Origin of the sequence: Enterobacter genomosp. O (assembly GCF_001022965.1) — a bacterium.
Classification (GTDB): domain Bacteria; phylum Pseudomonadota; class Gammaproteobacteria; order Enterobacterales; family Enterobacteriaceae; genus Enterobacter; species Enterobacter cloacae_L.
Genome location: NZ_LECZ01000027.1, coordinates 1007614 through 1024844, shown reverse-complemented (window position 1 = coordinate 1024844; position 17231 = coordinate 1007614). Strand labels below are relative to the sequence as shown.

General features: G+C 55.0%; 17 protein-coding genes. 15 read left to right on the top strand and 2 right to left on the bottom strand.

The genetic code is table 11. The features are described from left to right. The first annotated feature begins 59 nt into the window (after positions 1–59). Entirely contained in the window at positions 60–962 is a 903-nt protein-coding gene (locus tag ABR39_RS23680; protein ID WP_074164689.1) for a LysR family transcriptional regulator, read from the top strand. A gap of 41 nt (positions 963–1003) precedes the next feature. Here ABR39_RS23680 and rne read toward each other — a convergent pair whose 3' ends face one another. Continuing rightward, a complete protein-coding gene (rne, locus tag ABR39_RS23675; RefSeq protein WP_047348998.1) occupies positions 1004–4138 on the bottom strand; it encodes a ribonuclease E in 3135 nt (1044 codons plus the stop codon). Positions 4139–4710: 572 nt separating this feature from the next. Between rne and rluC the strand changes: the two genes are divergently transcribed. Then, positions 4711–5658 (top strand): 23S rRNA pseudouridine(955/2504/2580) synthase RluC, encoded by a 948-nt coding sequence (gene rluC, locus ABR39_RS23670; RefSeq protein ID WP_047348997.1) that lies wholly within the window; start codon positions 4711–4713, stop codon positions 5656–5658. 94 nt (positions 5659–5752) lie between these two features. On the opposite strand, the gene ABR39_RS23665 is transcribed toward rluC, so the two are convergent. Beyond that, positions 5753–6337 carry a Maf family protein gene (locus ABR39_RS23665; protein ID WP_047348996.1) on the bottom strand — a complete coding sequence of 195 codons (585 nt, stop codon included), beginning with the start codon at positions 6335–6337 and terminating at the stop codon, positions 5753–5755. A 140-nt stretch (positions 6338–6477) separates the two neighbouring features. On the opposite strand from ABR39_RS23665, the gene yceD reads away from it, so the two are divergent. The 13 genes from yceD (at position 6478) to ABR39_RS23600 (ending at position 17072) form a co-directional block, all read left to right on the top strand. Then, positions 6478–6999, top strand: coding sequence for a 23S rRNA accumulation protein YceD (gene yceD, locus ABR39_RS23660; RefSeq protein WP_014883375.1), 522 nt, complete (start codon positions 6478–6480; stop codon positions 6997–6999). Between the two features lie 16 nt (positions 7000–7015). Further along, positions 7016–7189, top strand: coding sequence for a 50S ribosomal protein L32 (gene rpmF, locus ABR39_RS23655; protein WP_003857964.1), 174 nt, complete (start codon positions 7016–7018; stop codon positions 7187–7189). A gap of 80 nt (positions 7190–7269) precedes the next feature. Further along, entirely contained in the window at positions 7270–8304 is a 1035-nt protein-coding gene (gene plsX, locus ABR39_RS23650) for a phosphate acyltransferase PlsX (protein ID WP_063955808.1), read from the top strand. 6 nt (positions 8305–8310) lie between these two features. Continuing rightward, positions 8311–9264: a beta-ketoacyl-ACP synthase III gene (locus tag ABR39_RS23645; protein ID WP_047348994.1), complete on the top strand. Its 954-nt coding sequence runs from the start codon at positions 8311–8313 to the stop codon at positions 9262–9264. 15 nt (positions 9265–9279) lie between these two features. Further along, positions 9280–10209, top strand: coding sequence for an ACP S-malonyltransferase (gene fabD / locus ABR39_RS23640; RefSeq protein ID WP_047348993.1), 930 nt, complete (start codon positions 9280–9282; stop codon positions 10207–10209). A 12-nt stretch (positions 10210–10221) separates the two neighbouring features. Beyond that, a complete protein-coding gene (fabG, locus tag ABR39_RS23635; protein ID WP_010429699.1) occupies positions 10222–10956 on the top strand; it encodes a 3-oxoacyl-ACP reductase FabG in 735 nt (244 codons plus the stop codon). A gap of 154 nt (positions 10957–11110) precedes the next feature. Next, positions 11111–11347: an acyl carrier protein gene (acpP, locus tag ABR39_RS23630; RefSeq protein ID WP_003857954.1), complete on the top strand. Its 237-nt coding sequence runs from the start codon at positions 11111–11113 to the stop codon at positions 11345–11347. A 91-nt stretch (positions 11348–11438) separates the two neighbouring features. After that, a complete protein-coding gene (fabF, locus tag ABR39_RS23625) occupies positions 11439–12680 on the top strand; it encodes a beta-ketoacyl-ACP synthase II (RefSeq protein WP_048339067.1) in 1242 nt (413 codons plus the stop codon). Positions 12681–12800: 120 nt separating this feature from the next. After that, the gene (gene pabC, locus ABR39_RS23620) at positions 12801–13610 is read left to right on the top strand and encodes an aminodeoxychorismate lyase (RefSeq protein WP_047348991.1); all 810 of its coding nucleotides are present in this window, start codon (positions 12801–12803) and stop codon (positions 13608–13610) included. A gap of 2 nt (positions 13611–13612) precedes the next feature. Further along, positions 13613–14635 carry a cell division protein YceG gene (gene yceG, locus ABR39_RS23615; RefSeq protein WP_047348990.1) on the top strand — a complete coding sequence of 341 codons (1023 nt, stop codon included), beginning with the start codon at positions 13613–13615 and terminating at the stop codon, positions 14633–14635. Continuing rightward, the gene (gene tmk, locus ABR39_RS23610; protein ID WP_047348989.1) at positions 14625–15266 is read left to right on the top strand and encodes a dTMP kinase; all 642 of its coding nucleotides are present in this window, start codon (positions 14625–14627) and stop codon (positions 15264–15266) included. Before yceG ends, tmk begins: the two co-directional genes overlap by 11 nt. After that, positions 15263–16267 carry a DNA polymerase III subunit delta' gene (gene holB / locus ABR39_RS23605; protein WP_047348988.1) on the top strand — a complete coding sequence of 335 codons (1005 nt, stop codon included), beginning with the start codon at positions 15263–15265 and terminating at the stop codon, positions 16265–16267. Before tmk ends, holB begins: the two co-directional genes overlap by 4 nt. A gap of 10 nt (positions 16268–16277) precedes the next feature. Then, entirely contained in the window at positions 16278–17072 is a 795-nt protein-coding gene (locus ABR39_RS23600; RefSeq protein WP_047348987.1) for a metal-dependent hydrolase, read from the top strand. The last annotated feature ends 159 nt before the right edge of the window (positions 17073–17231 follow it).

Below are 17231 nucleotides of genomic sequence, written 5' to 3'. Positions count from 1 at the left end.
TTAGACGTATAAGTGAAAATGCGATGAAAAGAGCTGAGCGTATAGACAGGGTGGAGCTAATGCGGACGTTTGTCCGGATTGTTGAGGCGGGTTCACTCTCTGCGGCGGCACGGCAGCTGGCAACAACCCAGGCCACGGTGAGCCGACGGTTACAGTCGCTTGAGACAATGCTGGGTGTGCGTCTGATGTTGCGCACTACCCACACGACGCGGCTAACGGATGACGGCGAGCGCTGCTATCAGCACGCCCGTCGGGTGATTGACAGCTGGCTGGCGCTGGAAGATGAAGTGGGGCAGACGGAAGATGAGCCTGTGGGCGTATTGCGGGTGCGGGCACCGCACGCGTTTGGTCAGGACCAGCTTCTGAAGCCGTTAACCGAATTTTTGCAGCGCTACCCGCAGCTTTCGATTGAGTGGATGCTTAACGATCGCTCGGCGGATTTTCTCGGCGACAACCTTGACTGCGCGATTCGGGTGGGCGTGGAAGTGGATCCGGCAACCGTATCCGTGCTGCTGGCCGAAGTGCCGCGTTCGGTGGTGGCTTCTCCGGCATTGCTGGCCCGTTTCCCGGCGGTTAACGCCCCGGAGGATTTGCAACAATTCCCCTGGATAGCCATCAGCTCTTTCTACCAGCGCCACGTGGAGCTTTTTCACGATGCATCACCTGCTCCCGCGCGAGTGGCTATTACCCCACGCCTCAGCACCGACAGCCTGTATGTTGCACGCAATACGGCGCTCACCGGGCTTGGCGTGGCGGTTGTATCCAGCTGGACGGTACAGGATGATATTCAGCAAGGTCGGCTGGTGCATTTACTGCCAGAGTGGCAGCCCGCCGCGTTACCGGTGCATCTGGTTTACCCCTGGTCCCGTTATTATCCGGCGCGCTTGCGGCGTTTTCTGGAGTTGATGCGGCAGATAATGCCGGAGGTCACCGGGATGAGAAAGCCCGTGCAGCAGCCATAAAAAAAGCCGACCCGGAGGTCGGCTTTTTACTTTCTGTGTCGTTATTCGACAGACTGCGGACGCGTCGCCGGTGCAGTCGCCTGATGCGTTGCACTGTGGCCGCCTGCAGCGCCTTTACCTTCGAAGTTGAACTCCGGGCGTACCCAGTCGCTGTGACGCGGGGCTTCAGGCACGTACTCCGGCGCCGGAGCGCGCGTCATAGGTGCTGTCGCAACGTGGGCAGCGGCTGGAGCAGAAACAACCGGCGCTGGCTTCACTTCAGGCGCTTTCGCTTCTTCGGCTTCACGAACAGGTTCGACGGCAATCTCAACGTCCTGAACAACTTCTTCAGTCGTCGTTTCAACGATGACTTCAGCTGTCTCTTCCACTGCTGCTACAGGTTCTGCCTCTTCAGCAACTTCCTCAGCCACTACGGTATCTTCTTCAGCAATCAACTGCGGTGCGGCATCAACCGGCGCGGCAATCACTTCAGGATGCGTGGTTTCCACTTCTACCGCTTGTGGGGTTTCTTCAACCTCAACAGCCTGCGGTTCAACCACGGTAGCGGCTTCAGTCACGACCTCTTCAGCGACAGCAACAGGTGTAATCACCTCTTCGGTCACCGGCTGTTCTTCAACTACCTGCTCCGGACGTGCAACCGGGTAGCGGATCCAGACTTTGCCGGAGGCCATTTCTGGCGAAGCGCAGGCAATGGTCAGTGGCATTGGCGACTGAGTCGGGTAACGCTCGTCACGATAGCGACGACGGCGCTGACCGCTGACGCGCAGATGACGTGGAGAACGACGTGAACGGCGCGGCATGCCGGCGTTATCACGGTTTTCACCGTTTTCATCCTGTTCAGCGCTGTTTTCAACGACCGCTGGCAGGTCGACTTTTGCCAGCTGTGTACCGGTTGCGCTCTCGCTTGCTTCGGCGGCGACAATGGTTGACTCTTCGGTTGCTTCGGAGGCGAAGCGTACTTTCTGAGCCAGCTGGCGCTGCTTACGGCGCGGCATAACCTGAGTACGTTCTTCCTGCTCGCCGTCCTGCTGTTCAGCAGGCTCTTCGCGGTTCAGGTTTTTGACTTCCTGCTGCGCCTGACGTTTCTCGTCGTTACGACGACGGCTACGTTCGCGGCGTGGCTGCTGGTCGTCACGCTGTTTGCTCTTCTCAGACTCATCGCCCGCCTGCTGGCGAATTTCACGATCTTCAACATTAACGTTCTGCTGTTGTTTCTCGCGACGGTTGCGACGGTTGTCTTCGCGTTGCTCACGGCCTTCGTTATTCTCAGAGCGGTTGTCACGGTTGTCACGACGTTCGCTGCGGTCATTACGGTCGCTGCGGTCGTTACGATCGCGACGGTTGTTCTGACGCTTACGGCGGTCCTGTTGACGCTCAGGTTTGGCCGCTTTTGGCTCTTCTTTCGGTTGCTCTGGCTGAACTTCCTCGCCGGCAAACATTTTCTTCAGCGCGCCAAAGAAGCGGCTCAGCAGACCCGGTTGCTCTGGCTCGGCTTTTGCCACCCTGGCTTCTGGTTTCTGTGCCACAGGTTTTGCAGCAGGTTTTTCCAGAGCTGCTTCCGGTGGCGCTTCTGGCATGATGAAGGTCGCTAACGCAGGCTGCTCTGGCAGTTTGCGCTCGGCAGGCTCTTCATCGGATGGCAGGGCCATCTCTTCTTCATGCAGCTTCGGCAGCAGGTAGCTGAGGGTGGTCGTCTCTTCACCCTTACGGACGCGCAGCACGTGATAGTGCGGGGTCTGCATCTGATCGTTCGGCACGATGATGCAGCGAACGCCACCCTGACGCGCTTCAATGGCACTTACCGCTGCACGTTTTTCGTTAAGCAGGTAAGAGGCAACAGGCACCGGCACAATGGCGTGAACCTCTTTGGTGTTCTCTTTCAGCGCTTCTTCTTCAATCAGACGCAGAATGGAGAGGGACAGAGATTCGTTATCACGCACGGTACCGGTGCCGGAGCAGCGCGGACAAACGTGATGGCTGGACTCACCGAGAGACGGGCTCAGACGCTGACGGGACATCTCCAGCAGGCCGAAGCGTGAGATATGGCTAATCTGGATACGCGCTCTGTCCTGACGCACCGCTTCGCGCAGGCGGTTTTCGACCGCACGCTGGTGGCGTACAGGGGTCATGTCGATGAAGTCGATAACAATCAGACCACCCAGGTCGCGCAGGCGGAGCTGGCGGGCGATTTCATCAGCGGCTTCGAGGTTAGTGTTGTAGGCGGTCTCTTCGATATCGCCACCGCGCGTTGCACGCGCGGAGTTGATGTCGATAGCGGTCAGCGCTTCGGTGGTATCAATAACGATAGAACCGCCGGACGGCAGACGCACTTCACGCTGGAAGGCGGACTCAATCTGGGATTCGATCTGATAGTGGCTGAACAGCGGGATTTCACCGGTGTACAGTTTAATTTTGCTGGTGAAGTCCGGACGACCCAGCGCGGCGATGTGCTGGCGCGCCAGCTCAAGCACTTTCGGGTTATCGATCAGAATCTCACCGATGTCCTGACGCAGGTAATCACGGAAGGCACGCACAATAACGTTGCTTTCCTGGTGGATCAGGAACGGAGCAGGGCGGCTTTCCGCAGCTTTCTGGATAGCTTCCCAGTGCTTCAGACGGAAGCTCAGGTCCCACTGCAGCGCTTCGGCTGATTTGCCCACGCCTGCGGTACGCACGATAAGCCCCATGCCATCAGGCAGTTCGAGGCTCGCCAGCGCTTCTTTCAGCTCGGTACGGTCATCGCCTTCGATACGGCGAGAGATACCACCCGCACGCGGGTTGTTAGGCATCAGAACCAGATAACTCCCTGCCAGGCTGATAAAGGTAGTCAGTGCGGCGCCTTTATTGCCACGCTCTTCTTTATCAATCTGAACGATAACTTCCTGACCTTCACGCAGAACATCTTTGATGTTTGGGCGGCCATGGGCGTTGTAGTTTGCAGGGAAATATTCGCGGGCGATTTCTTTCAGAGGGAGGAAACCATGACGCTCAGCACCGTAATCGACAAATGCAGCTTCAAGGCTTGGTTCAATGCGGGTGATTTTACCTTTGTAAATGTTCGCTTTTTTCTGTTCGTGTCCAGGACTTTCGATATCCAGATCGTACAGGCGCTGCCCATCCACAAGGGCGACACGCAACTCTTCTTGCTGAGTTGCGTTGATTAACATTCTTTTCATCGTAACTTACTCGTTATTCTTACATTGACGACAAAGCTGCGGGCAAGGTGACGCTTTCCGGGGTATGAACCGATGGCCTCGTGTCTATTCACGTCGCCAACCTCACGGTTGTCGCTCGCTTAAGAGGCGCAGAGTGTCGGTTGCCTGTGCTTCATACGGAAACACAGCGCAATTATCAGGGGAATTGCCTGGGAAGAACTCTCCAGAGAACAATCCTTATACCGGGAAGTACTGCAACCCGCAGCCCGCTAACTGCCTGAAAGATCAATACGTCTTACGCCATTGCTGCGTGGATGATCGGTCAGACAAAATTGGTCATTCCGTCAACATCCTTACAAAACCTGGATTAAACACGGAAAACGGCTTCATTATTCCACTGCTCGCCGGGTTATAGCAAGATGACTTTTACCAATTATCACCCGGTTACTCACAGTTTCTTCACTTCAAGGTGGTGATTGGTTTAATAACCACCAAATCGATTGCGCGAAACGGGGGACAGGCCGGATAAAAGTAAATATAAGCATAGAAAAATGAGTGGCGCTAATGGCTGACGATATTTAGAATCGCCAACCATGAAAACAGAGACTCCAGCCGTAAAAATGGTTGCTATCGCGGATGACTACGCGGGGCAACGCATCGATAACTTCTTGCGCACCCAACTGAAGGGTGTGCCAAAGAGCATGATTTATCGCATCTTGCGTAAGGGCGAGGTGCGGGTGAACAAAAAGCGCGTCAAGCCTGAGTATAAACTCGAAGCCGGTGACGAAGTGCGTATTCCGCCGGTGCGCGTGGCTGAACGTGAAGAAGAAGTGGTTTCCCCTAAGCTGCAAAAAGTGGCCGCGCTGAGTGGCGTCATCCTTTATGAGGATGACTATATCCTTGTGCTGAATAAGCCGTCAGGTACAGCCGTACACGGCGGTAGTGGTCTGAGCTTTGGCGTGATTGAAGGGCTGCGTGCGCTGCGCCCGGAAGCCCGCTTCCTGGAGCTGGTGCATCGCCTGGACCGTGACACCTCCGGCGTGCTTTTGGTGGCGAAAAAACGTTCTGCACTGCGTTCTTTGCACGAGCAGCTTCGTGAAAAAGGGATGCAGAAGGATTATCTGGCGCTGGTTCGCGGACAGTGGCAGTCTCACGTGAAGGTGGTGCAGGCGCCGCTGTTGAAAAATATTCTGCAGAGTGGCGAGCGCATTGTGCGCGTCAATCAGGAAGGGAAACCGTCCGAAACGCGCTTTAAAGTTGAGGAGCGGTATGAATTTGCCACGCTGGTGCGCTGTAGTCCTGTCACCGGCCGTACCCACCAGATCCGCGTGCATACGCAGTTTGCAGGGCATCCTATCGCGTTTGATGACCGCTATGGCGACAGGGAATTTGATAAGCAGCTGGCGGGTACCGGGCTGTCTCGTCTCTTCCTGCATGCGGCAGCGCTGAAGTTCACCCATCCTAATACGGGTGAAATCATCCGTATTGAAGCGCCGCTCGACGAGCAGTTGAAACGCTGTCTTAAGGTTCTGCGCGGCTAAGGTAAAAGTAAAACGGCAACGAAGTTGCCGTTTTTAATGTTTGCACCCTCTCCCGGTGGGAGAGGGCCGGACTGAGGGCATCAGGCCGCAAAGGTCACGCCGTCAACGGATTACACTCTTCTCGCCTTAACATCTGGCACAGCGCAATCAGCGGCAGTCCCACCAGCGTGTTCGGGTCTCGTCCGTCCAGCTTGTCAAACAGCGCAATCCCCAATCCTTCACTTTTAAAGCTCCCCGCGCAGTTCAGCGGACGCTCACGGCGCACGTAATCCACAATCTCTTGCTCACTGAGATGGCGGAAGTGGACGTCGAAGGGCTCGCATTCCGTTTGCAGGTGACCAGAGGCGGAGTTATAGAGCGCCAGACCGGTATAAAAGGTAACGATACTGCCTCGCGCACGCAAAAGCTGCTGGCAGGCGTTCTCTTCCGTATGGGGTTTGCCGGTGATTTCTCCATCCAGTACACAAACCTGATCGGAGCCTATAATCAAATGCGAAGGGTAGCGTGCGGCCAGCGATTGTGCTTTCTCTTTAGCAAGACGCGTCACCAGATGACGCGGTGACTCGCCCGGTTGTGGCGTCTCATCAACCTCTGGTGCGGCACATTCAAACGGGATCCCGAGCTTTTCCAGCAGCATTCGGCGGTAGGGTGACGTGGAGGCGAGAACGAGATTTGGCATATTTTTATCACCAGATATAGCGTATCGATGCCAGCCATTTTAAACTACAGGCCGCAATGTGTGCGAATAATTGGCAAAAGGCAGCTCAGGTTGCCTTTTTCTTTGACTCTATGACGTTACAAAGTTAATATGCGCGCCCTATGCAAAAGGTAAAATTACCCCTGACTCTTGATCCGGTTCGTACGGCTCAAAAACGCCTCGATTACGAAGGTATCTATACTTCCGATCAGGCTGAGCGTATTGCCGAATCCGTAGTCAGTGTGGACAGTGATGTAGAATGCTCCATGTCGTTCGCTATCGACAACCAGCGTCTCGCCGTTTTAACCGGTGATGCAAAGGTGACGGTAACGCTCGAGTGTCAGCGTTGCGGGAAACCGTTTGTACAGCATGTTCACACAACGTATTGTTTCAGTCCGGTTCGTTCTGACGAACAGGCTGAAGCACTCCCGGAAGCGTATGAGCCGATTGAGGTTAACGAATTCGGTGAAATCGATCTTCTGGCTCTGGTTGAAGATGAAATCATCCTCACCTTGCCAGTCGTTCCGGTGCATGATTCTGAACACTGTGAAGTGTCCGAGGCGGACATGGTCTTTGGGGAACTGCCTGATGAAGCGCAAAAACCAAACCCATTTGCCGTATTAGCCAGCTTAAAGCGTAAGTAATTGAGGAGTAAGGTCCATGGCCGTACAACAGAATAAACCAACCCGTTCCAAACGTGGCATGCGTCGTTCCCATGACGCGCTGACTGCAGTTACCAGCCTGTCTGTAGACAAGACTTCTGGTGAGAAACACCTGCGTCACCACATCACCGCTGACGGTTTCTACCGCGGCCGCAAGGTTATCACTAAGTAATCACGCGTCAGCGTGATTAGGCTTAGTGAGGATTTCCCCGTGCAAACGGGGAATTTACCGAACCAGGCTGCGACGATACCTTGACACGTCTAACCCTGGCGTTAGATGTCATGGGGGGAGATTTTGGCCCTTCCGTGACAGTGCCTGCAGCATTGCAGGCACTGAATTCTAATTCGCAACTCACTCTTCTATTAGTCGGCAATCCCGACACAATCACGCCATTACTTGCAAAAGCTGACTTTGAACAACGTTCACGTCTGCAGATTATTCCTGCGCAGTCAGTTATTGCCAGTGATGCCCGACCCTCGCAGGCTATTCGTAATAGCCGCGGCAGTTCTATGCGAATAGCGCTGGAGCTGGTGAAAGAAGGGCGCGCTCAGGCCTGCGTCAGTGCGGGAAATACCGGCGCGCTGATGGGGCTGTCGAAATTGTTGCTCAAGCCGATTGACGGTATTGAGCGCCCGGCGCTGGTGACGGTGTTACCGCACCAACAAAAGGGTAAGACGGTGGTGCTCGATTTGGGCGCTAACGTCGACTGTGATAGTACAATGCTGGCTCAGTTTGCCGTGATGGGATCGGTGCTGGCGGAAGAAGTGGTCGGGATCAACAATCCCCGTGTTGCGTTACTGAACATTGGTGAAGAAGAGACCAAAGGCCTGGACAGCATTCGCGAAGCCGCTGAATTGCTCAAACAGGTTCCCTCCATCAACTATATTGGTTATCTCGAAGCCAATGAGTTGTTGACGGGTAAAACGGATGTTCTGGTGTGCGATGGCTTCACCGGAAACGTAACGTTGAAGACCATGGAAGGGGTCGTGCGCATGTTTCTTTCTCTGCTCAAATCGCAGGGAGAGGGCAAAAAAAGCGCATGGTGGCTGATTTTATTAAAGCGTTGGTTACAAAAAAGCCTGACGCGGCGATTCAGTCACCTCAACCCCGACCAGTATAATGGCGCCTGTCTGTTAGGATTGCGCGGCATCGTGATTAAGAGTCATGGCGCCGCCAATCAGCGAGCATTTGCTGTCGCGATTGAACAGGCAGTGCAGGCGGTGCAGCGACAAGTCCCTCAGCGGATTGCCGCTCGCCTGGAATCTGTATTAGCTAAAAGTGACTGAGCGTACATGTATACGAAGATTATAGGTACCGGCAGCTACCTGCCAAAACAAGTGCGTACCAACGCCGATCTGGAAAAAATGGTAGATACGTCTGACGAGTGGATTGTCACGCGCACAGGTATCCGTGAACGTCGTATTGCCGCGCCAGACGAAACCGTGTCGACCATGGGTTACGAAGCCGCACTGCGTGCTATCGACATGGCGGGCATTGATAAAGAACAGATTGGTTTGATCGTGGTCGCCACGACGTCTGCCACGCACGCTTTCCCAAGCGCGGCGTGCCAGGTGCAAAACATGCTCGGCATTAAGGGCTGTCCGGCGTTTGACGTCGCTGCCGCGTGTGCAGGTTTCACCTATGCACTGAGTGTTGCCGATCAGTATGTTAAATCCGGTGCCGTCAAATATGCGCTGGTGATCGGTGCTGACGTGCTGGCGCGTACCTGCGATCCGACCGATCGCGGAACGATCATTATTTTTGGCGATGGTGCGGGTGCAGTGCTGCTGGGGCAGTCTGAAGAGCCGGGTATCATCTCCACGCATCTGCATGCCGATGGAAGCTACGGTGAGCTGCTGACGCTGCCTAACGCAGATCGCGTTAATCCTGATAACTCCATTTACCTCACCATGGCAGGTAATGAGGTGTTCAAGGTGGCGGTGACTGAGCTTGCGCACATTGTCGATGAGACGCTGGAAGCCAATAACCTTGAACGCACCGCCCTCGACTGGCTGGTGCCGCATCAGGCGAACCTGCGTATCATCAGCGCGACCGCTAAAAAGCTGGGCATGTCGATGGATAACGTTGTGGTGACGCTGGATCGCCACGGCAACACCTCTGCGGCGTCAGTACCGTGCGCATTTGATGAAGCGGTACGCGACGGGCGAATCAAACGGGGCCAGTTGGTCTTGCTTGAAGCCTTCGGTGGCGGGTTCACCTGGGGTTCCGCGCTGGTTCGTTTCTAGGATAAGGAATAAAAAATGACGCAATTTGCTTTTGTGTTCCCGGGTCAGGGTTCTCAAACCGTTGGGATGTTGTCTGAAATGGCAGCAAACTATCCGGTCATTGAAGAGACTTTCCGTGAAGCTTCCGATGCACTGGGTTATGATTTATGGGCGCTGACCCAGCAGGGGCCAGCCGAAGAACTGAACAAAACCTGGCAGACCCAGCCAGCGCTGCTGACCGCGTCCGTTGCGCTGTGGCGTGTCTGGCAGCAGCAGGGCGGTAAAGCGCCAGCGCTGCTCGCGGGCCATAGTCTGGGTGAATACTCTGCGCTGGTCTGTGCCGGTGTGATTGCGTTTGCTGACGCGGTACGTCTGGTAGAGCTGCGCGGAAAATTCATGCAGGAAGCGGTGCCGGAAGGTACGGGTGGCATGTCTGCGATCATCGGTCTGGATGACGCCGCGATTGCAAAAGCATGTGAAGAATCCGCTGAAGGTCAGGTTGTTTCTCCGGTGAACTTTAACTCGCCGGGCCAGGTGGTTATCGCCGGGCATAAAGAAGCGGTTGAACGTGCCGGTGCTGCCTGTAAAGCAGCGGGTGCAAAACGTGCGCTGCCACTGCCTGTCAGCGTGCCGTCTCACTGTGCACTGATGAAGCCTGCTGCCGAGAAACTGGCGGTTGAGCTGGAAAAAATTACCTTTAATGCACCGACGATTTCCGTTGTGAACAACGTCGATGTGAAATGCGAAACCACGCCGGAAGCTATCCGTGACGCGCTGGTTCGCCAGCTCTACAGCCCGGTACAGTGGACCAAAACCGTTGAGTTTATGGCCGCCCAGGGCGTTGAGCATCTGTATGAAGTCGGCCCAGGGAAAGTCCTCACCGGTCTGACAAAACGTATTGTTGACACCCTGACAGCCTCGGCGATTAACGAGCCGGAAGCGATGTCAGCGGCACTCTCGCAATAAAAGAGGAATACCATGAGTTTTGAAGGAAAAATTGCCCTGGTGACTGGCGCAAGCCGCGGTATCGGGCGTGCAATTGCTGAAACACTGGTTGCGCGCGGCGCGAAGGTGATTGGTACAGCAACCAGCGAGAATGGCGCTCAGGCCATCAGCGAATATCTGGGTGCAAACGGTAAAGGTCTGGTACTGAATGTGACCGAACCTGCATCTATCGAATCTGTTCTGGAAAATATTCGCGCAGAGTTTGGTGAAGTGGATATTCTGGTAAACAATGCCGGGATCACTCGCGATAACCTGTTAATGCGAATGAAAGACGACGAGTGGAACGATATCATCGAAACCAACCTGTCATCTGTATTCCGTCTGTCAAAAGCGGTAATGCGCGCTATGATGAAAAAGCGTCATGGTCGTATTATCACTGTCGGTTCTGTGGTTGGTACCATGGGAAATGCTGGTCAGGCTAACTACGCTGCGGCGAAAGCAGGTCTGATTGGTTTCAGTAAGTCGCTGGCGCGTGAAGTCGCGTCCCGCGGTATTACTGTAAACGTTGTTGCTCCGGGCTTTATTGAAACGGACATGACGCGTGCGCTGACTGATGATCAGCGTGCGGGTACGCTGGCAGCTGTTCCTGCGGGCCGCTTAGGCGACCCGAAAGAAATTGCCAGTGCGGTTGCATTTTTAGCCTCTGACGAAGCGGGTTACATCACTGGTGAGACCCTCCACGTCAACGGCGGGATGTATATGGTTTAACCACGATGAAAAATATTTGCGTTATTAGGGCGAATGGCCTCAAAATAACGTAAAATCGTGGTACGAACTGCCGGGATTTAGTTGCAAATTTTTCAACATTTTATACACTACGAAAACCATCGCGAAAGCGAGTTTTGATAGGAAATTTAAGAGTATGAGCACTATCGAAGAACGCGTTAAGAAAATTATCGGCGAACAGCTGGGCGTTAAGCAGGAAGAAGTTGTGAACTCCGCTTCCTTCGTTGAAGACCTGGGCGCAGATTCTCTTGACACCGTTGAGCTGGTAATGGCTCTGGAAGAAGAGTTTGATACTGAGATTCCGGACGAAGAAGCTGAGAAGATCACCACCGTTCAGGCTGCCATTGATTACATCAACGGTCACCAGGCGTAAGTGAACATCTCCAGGCGGTCATTCGACCGCCTGAGTTTTATCTTTTTTAGTCCCACGAATCTCTTTTTTTATCCCTCCCTGGAGGACAAACGTGTCTAAGCGTCGTGTAGTTGTGACCGGACTTGGCATGTTGTCTCCTGTCGGCAATACCGTAGAGTCCACCTGGAAAGCTCTCCTTGCCGGTCAGAGCGGCATCAGCCTAATCGACCATTTCGATACTAGCGCCTATGCAACGAAATTTGCTGGCTTAGTAAAGGATTTTAACTGTGAAGAGATCATCTCGCGCAAAGAACAGCGCAAGATGGATGCCTTCATTCAATATGGAATTGTCGCTGGCGTTCAGGCCATGCAGGATTCTGGCCTTGAGATTACGGAAGAGAACGCATCCCGTATCGGCGCCGCTATCGGCTCCGGGATTGGCGGTCTTGGCCTGATTGAGGAAAACCATACATCCCTGATGAATGGCGGCCCGCGTAAGATCAGCCCGTTCTTCGTTCCGTCCACGATTGTTAACATGGTGGCGGGTCACCTGACCATCATGTTCGGCCTGCGTGGGCCAAGCATTTCTATCGCGACCGCTTGTACGTCTGGCGTGCATAACATCGGCCAGGCCGCGCGCATTATTGCGTACGGCGATGCAGATGCTATGGTGGCGGGCGGTGCAGAAAAAGCCAGTACCCCACTGGGTGTCGGTGGTTTCGGCGCGGCTCGTGCGCTCTCTACCCGCAACGACAATCCTCAGGCGGCAAGCCGTCCGTGGGATAAAGATCGTGATGGCTTCGTGTTGGGCGACGGTGCAGGCATGATCGTACTGGAAGAGTACGAACACGCGAAAAAACGCGGTGCGAAAATTTATGCTGAAGTCGTTGGCTTTGGTATGAGCAGCGATGCTTACCACATGACGTCTCCTCCGGAGAACGGCGCGGGTGCTGCGCTGGCGATGGCAAATGCAATCCGGGATGCGGGTATTACCCCAGCTCAGATTGGCTACGTCAACGCACACGGTACTTCTACACCAGCTGGCGATAAAGCAGAAGCTCAGGCGGTTAAGTCTATCTTCGGCGAGTCTGCCAGCCGCGTAATGGTAAGCTCCACGAAATCCATGACCGGTCACCTGCTGGGTGCGGCGGGTGCAGTAGAATCTATCTACTCTATCCTTGCGCTGCGCGATCAGGCTGTTCCGCCAACCATCAACCTGGATAACCCGGATGAAGGTTGCGATCTGGACTTCGTTCCTCACGAAGCGCGCCAGGTTAGCGGTATGGAGTACACCCTGTGTAACTCCTTTGGCTTCGGCGGCACGAATGGTTCTCTGATCTTCAAAAAGATCTGATCCCGAAGTCCCGATAGCACTTAAGAAAGGTCCGCTTGCCGGACCTTTTTTATTACGTCTACTCTTCTTGTTGGCTGCAGGACATCCTGCCAGACTAAACGCCTACGCATAGGAGCCACCATGTTTTTGATCAATGGCCTTGAGCAGGACGCGCTGCCTGCCAGCGACAGGGCGATACAGTTCGGCGATGGGTGCTTTACGACCGCGCGCATTCTGGACGGCAATATCTGCCTGCTGGAGGCGCATATTCGACGCCTGCAGCATGGCTGTGAAACGCTAATGATCCCATTTACGCACTGGGATACATTGCGTCAGGAAATGTGCAAGCTGGCATCCGGGAAGCAGAGCGGCGTCCTTAAAGTCATCATCAGCCGCGGCAGCGGTGGCCGGGGTTATAGCGCTGCATCGTGTCTTAGCCCAACGCGTATCCTCTCCGTGTCTGCCTATCCTGCGCATTACTCTCGCTGGCGGGAAGAGGGTGTCACGCTGACGCTGAGCCCGATCCGTCTGGGACGAAACCCCATGCTGGCCGGGATTAAGCATCTCAATCGCCTGGAGCAGGTGCTCATTCGTACTCATCTTGAACAGACGGACGCCGATGAGGCGCTGGTTCTTGACAGCGAAGGGTTCATTACGGAATGCTGTGCGGCTAATTTACTCTGGCGGCAGGGGAGTGAGGTGTTTACTCCGTCGCTGGATCAGGCTGGCGTTAACGGGATAATGCGTCAGTTTTGTCTGGAGCAGCTGGCACGCTCTGGCTTTCGCGTTGTCGAAGTTAGCGCAGGCGAAGCGGCGCTGCAGACCGCAGATGAAGTCGTCATTTGTAACGCGCTAATGCCTGTTGTACCTGTCCGTGCGTATGGCCATCAACGCTGGTCTTCGCGCGAGCTGTTTCAGTTTTTAGCCCCGATATGTGAGCAAACCAGATAGTCATGAAAAAAATGTTGCGCTTTGTCCTTATCCTCATCGTTGCGCTGGGCGTCGCTGGCGGAGCAGGCGTATGGAAAGTTCGCCAACTGGCGAACAGTAAGCTCCTGATTAAAGACGAGACGATCTTTACCCTGAAAGCAGGAACCGGCCGCCAGGCGCTTGGGGAACAGCTCTATGGCGACAAGATTATCAATCGTCCCCGGGTATTCCAGTGGCTATTGCGCGTGGAACCCGAGCTGTCCCATTTCAAAGCCGGTACCTATCGCTTTACGCCTGGAATGACCGTCAGAGAGATGCTGCAGCTGCTGGAAAGCGGCAAAGAAGCGCAGTTCCCTCTGCGGTTTGTAGAAGGGATGCGCCTGAGTGATTACCTCAAACAGCTGCGTGACGCGCCGTATATCAAACACACGTTAAAAGACGATCGCTATCAGACGGTAGCCGAGGTGCTGAAGCTTGAACATCCGGACTGGGTTGAAGGCTGGTTCTGGCCAGATACCTGGATGTACACGGCAGGGACGACCGATGTGGCGATTCTGAAGCGGGCGCACAAAAAAATGGTCGCCGCGGTGGATTCCGCCTGGGAAGGGCGAATGGAAGGACTGCCTTACAGCGATCGGAACCAGTTTGTGACGATGGCCTCAATCATTGAGAAAGAGACGGCCGTCGCCGCCGAGCGCGATCGCGTGGCGTCGGTGTTTATCAACCGGCTGCGCATCGGCATGCGCCTGCAAACCGACCCTACCGTCATCTACGGCATGGGCGAAAGCTATGTCGGTAAGATCTCCAGGAAAGATCTGGAGACGCCAACGGCGTATAATACTTATGTGATTAGCGGTTTACCGCCAGGCCCAATTGCCACGCCGAGCGAGGCTTCGCTCAAAGCAGCCGCGCATCCGGCCAAAACACCGTATCTCTATTTTGTGGCTGATGGAAAAGGCGGGCATACCTTTAACACCAACCTTGCCAGCCACAATCGCTCTGTTCAGGACTATCTGAAGGCACTTAAGGAAAAAAATGCGCAGTAAATACATTGTCATTGAGGGACTCGAAGGGGCGGGTAAAACCACCGCCCGCAACGTGGTGGTGGATACGCTCAACGCGCTTGGCGTGGCGGATATGGTATTTACCCGCGAGCCGGGTGGCACACAGTTGGCCGAGAAGCTGCGCAGCCTGGTGCTGGATATTAAATCCGTTGGCGACGAAGTTATCACTGACAAAGCGGAAGTGCTGATGTTCTACGCGGCGCGCGTACAGCTGGTTGAGACGGTGATCAAGCCCGCTCTGGCCGACGGCAAATGGGTTATCGGCGACCGTCACGATCTGTCTACTCAGGCGTATCAGGGCGGGGGACGCGGCATTGACCAGACGATGCTGGCAACGCTGCGCAATGCCGTATTGGGTGACTTTCGCCCCGACCTGACCCTCTATCTAGATGTTACCCCGGAAGTGGGTCTCAGGCGTGCCCGCGCGCGCGGCGAACTGGACCGCATTGAACAAGAGTCCTTTGATTTCTTTAACCGCACCCGTGCGCGCTATCTTGAACTGGCCGCACAGGACAGCTCTATTCGCACCATCGATGCGACGAAATCCCTGGAAGACGTCACGCGCGACATTCAGCAGACCGTTACGCAGTGGGTACAGGAGCAACAGGCATGAAATGGTATCCATGGCTGCGTCCGCACTTTGAACAGCTGATCGGCAGCTATCAGGCGGGGCGGGGGCATCATGCGTTACTGATTCAGGCATTGCCCGGGATGGGTGAGGATGCGTTGATTTATGCCATCACCCGTTTTCTGATGTGTCAGCAGCCCGAAGGGCACAAAAGCTGCGGCAAATGCCGCGGCTGCCAGCTGATGCAGGCGGGCACACACCCTGACTACTATACGCTTGAGCCTGAGAAGGGCAAAAGCGCGCTCGGTATTGATGCCGTTCGTGAAGTCAGTGAAAAATTGTACGAACACGCGCGCCTGGGCGGCGCTAAAGTGGTCTGGCTCAAAGACGCCACGCTGCTTACCGAGGCGGCGGCTAACGCCCTGCTTAAAACCCTGGAAGAGCCGCCGGAAAAAACGTGGTTTTTCCTTTCTTGCCGCGACCCGGGACGATTACTGGCAACGTTGCGCAGCCGCTGCCGTCTTCATCACCTTGCGATGCCTCAGGAATCGTGGGCGCTGAGCTGGCTTGAACGAGAGGTGACAACGTCACCTGAAAGTGCGCTGTCCGCATTGCGTCTGAGCAGCGGTGCGCCCGCGGCGGCACTGGCATTGCTGCAACCTGACGTCTGGTCACAGCGAGAAACGCTCTGCCGGGCTGTCGAATCTTCGCTTAATAGCCAGGACTGGCTAAGTTTACTGCCGGCACTGAACTGCGATCGGGCCGATGAGCGTCTGCACTGGCTGGCCTCCTTACTGCTGGATGCGCTCAAACTCCAGCAAGGAGCAACGCTGCTGACTAACCCGGACGTATGGCCACTGGTGAATACGCTGGCGAACCGCCTCTCAGGCGCGGTTCTTCACGCGATGCTTCATGACATTTGCCAGAGCCGCGAACAGCTTTTAACCGTGACTGGTCTTAATCGCGAGCTTTTACTGACCGACCAGTTACTGCGTATTGAACATTACCTGCAACCAGGCGTTACGCCGCCTGTTTCCCATCTCTGAGAGAGACATTATGTTTTTAGTCGACTCACACTGCCATCTTGATGGCCTGGATTATCAATCCCTGCATAAAAACGTGGATGACGTGCTGGCGAAAGCCGCAGCCCGCGATGTGAAATTCTGCCTTGCGGTGGCGACGACGCTGCCGGGCTATCGCACGATGCGCGAGCTGGTGGGCGTTCGCGATAACGTGGTGTTCTCCTGCGGCGTGCACCCGTTGAATCAGGACGAGGCGTACGACGTCGAGGAGCTGCGCCGACTGGCAGCGGAAGAGGGCGTGGTGGCAATGGGGGAGACCGGGCTGGACTATTTCTACACGCCGGAAACCAAACCGCGCCAGCAAGAGTCCTTCCGCCATCATATCCGCATTGGCCGCGAACTTAACAAGCCGGTCATTGTTCATACCCGCGATGCGCGTGCCGATACGCTGGCGATCCTGCGGGAAGAAAATGTGACGGATTGCGGTGGCGTACTACACTGTTTCACAGAAGACAGAGAAACGGCGGGTAAACTGCTTGATCTAGGGTTTTATATTTCGTTTTCTGGGATCGTGACGTTCCGTAACGCAGAGCAGCTTCGCGACGCTGCGCGCTATGTTCCGCTCGATCGCATCCTGGTGGAAACAGACTCTCCTTATCTGGCACCGGTACCGCATCGCGGTAAAGAGAACCAGCCGGCCATGACGAGAGACGTTGCGGAGTACATGGCCGTGCTTAAAGGTGTCAGTATCGAAGAACTGGCCCGCGTCACGACGGAAAACTTCTCTACGCTGTTCCATATCGACCCCGCCCGCCTGCAATCTGTTTGATACACCTGTTTTTTTTAGGCTCGTAATTAATAAGTAAAACGAGTAAAGTTCACCGCCTCATTTGGGGCGGTGAGGGTGTTTTTAGACACATCCGGACATGCTTTTTGTAAATAACTGAAAGTTTTTCGACCGCCTTAAGCTGAAACGTGATAGCCGTCA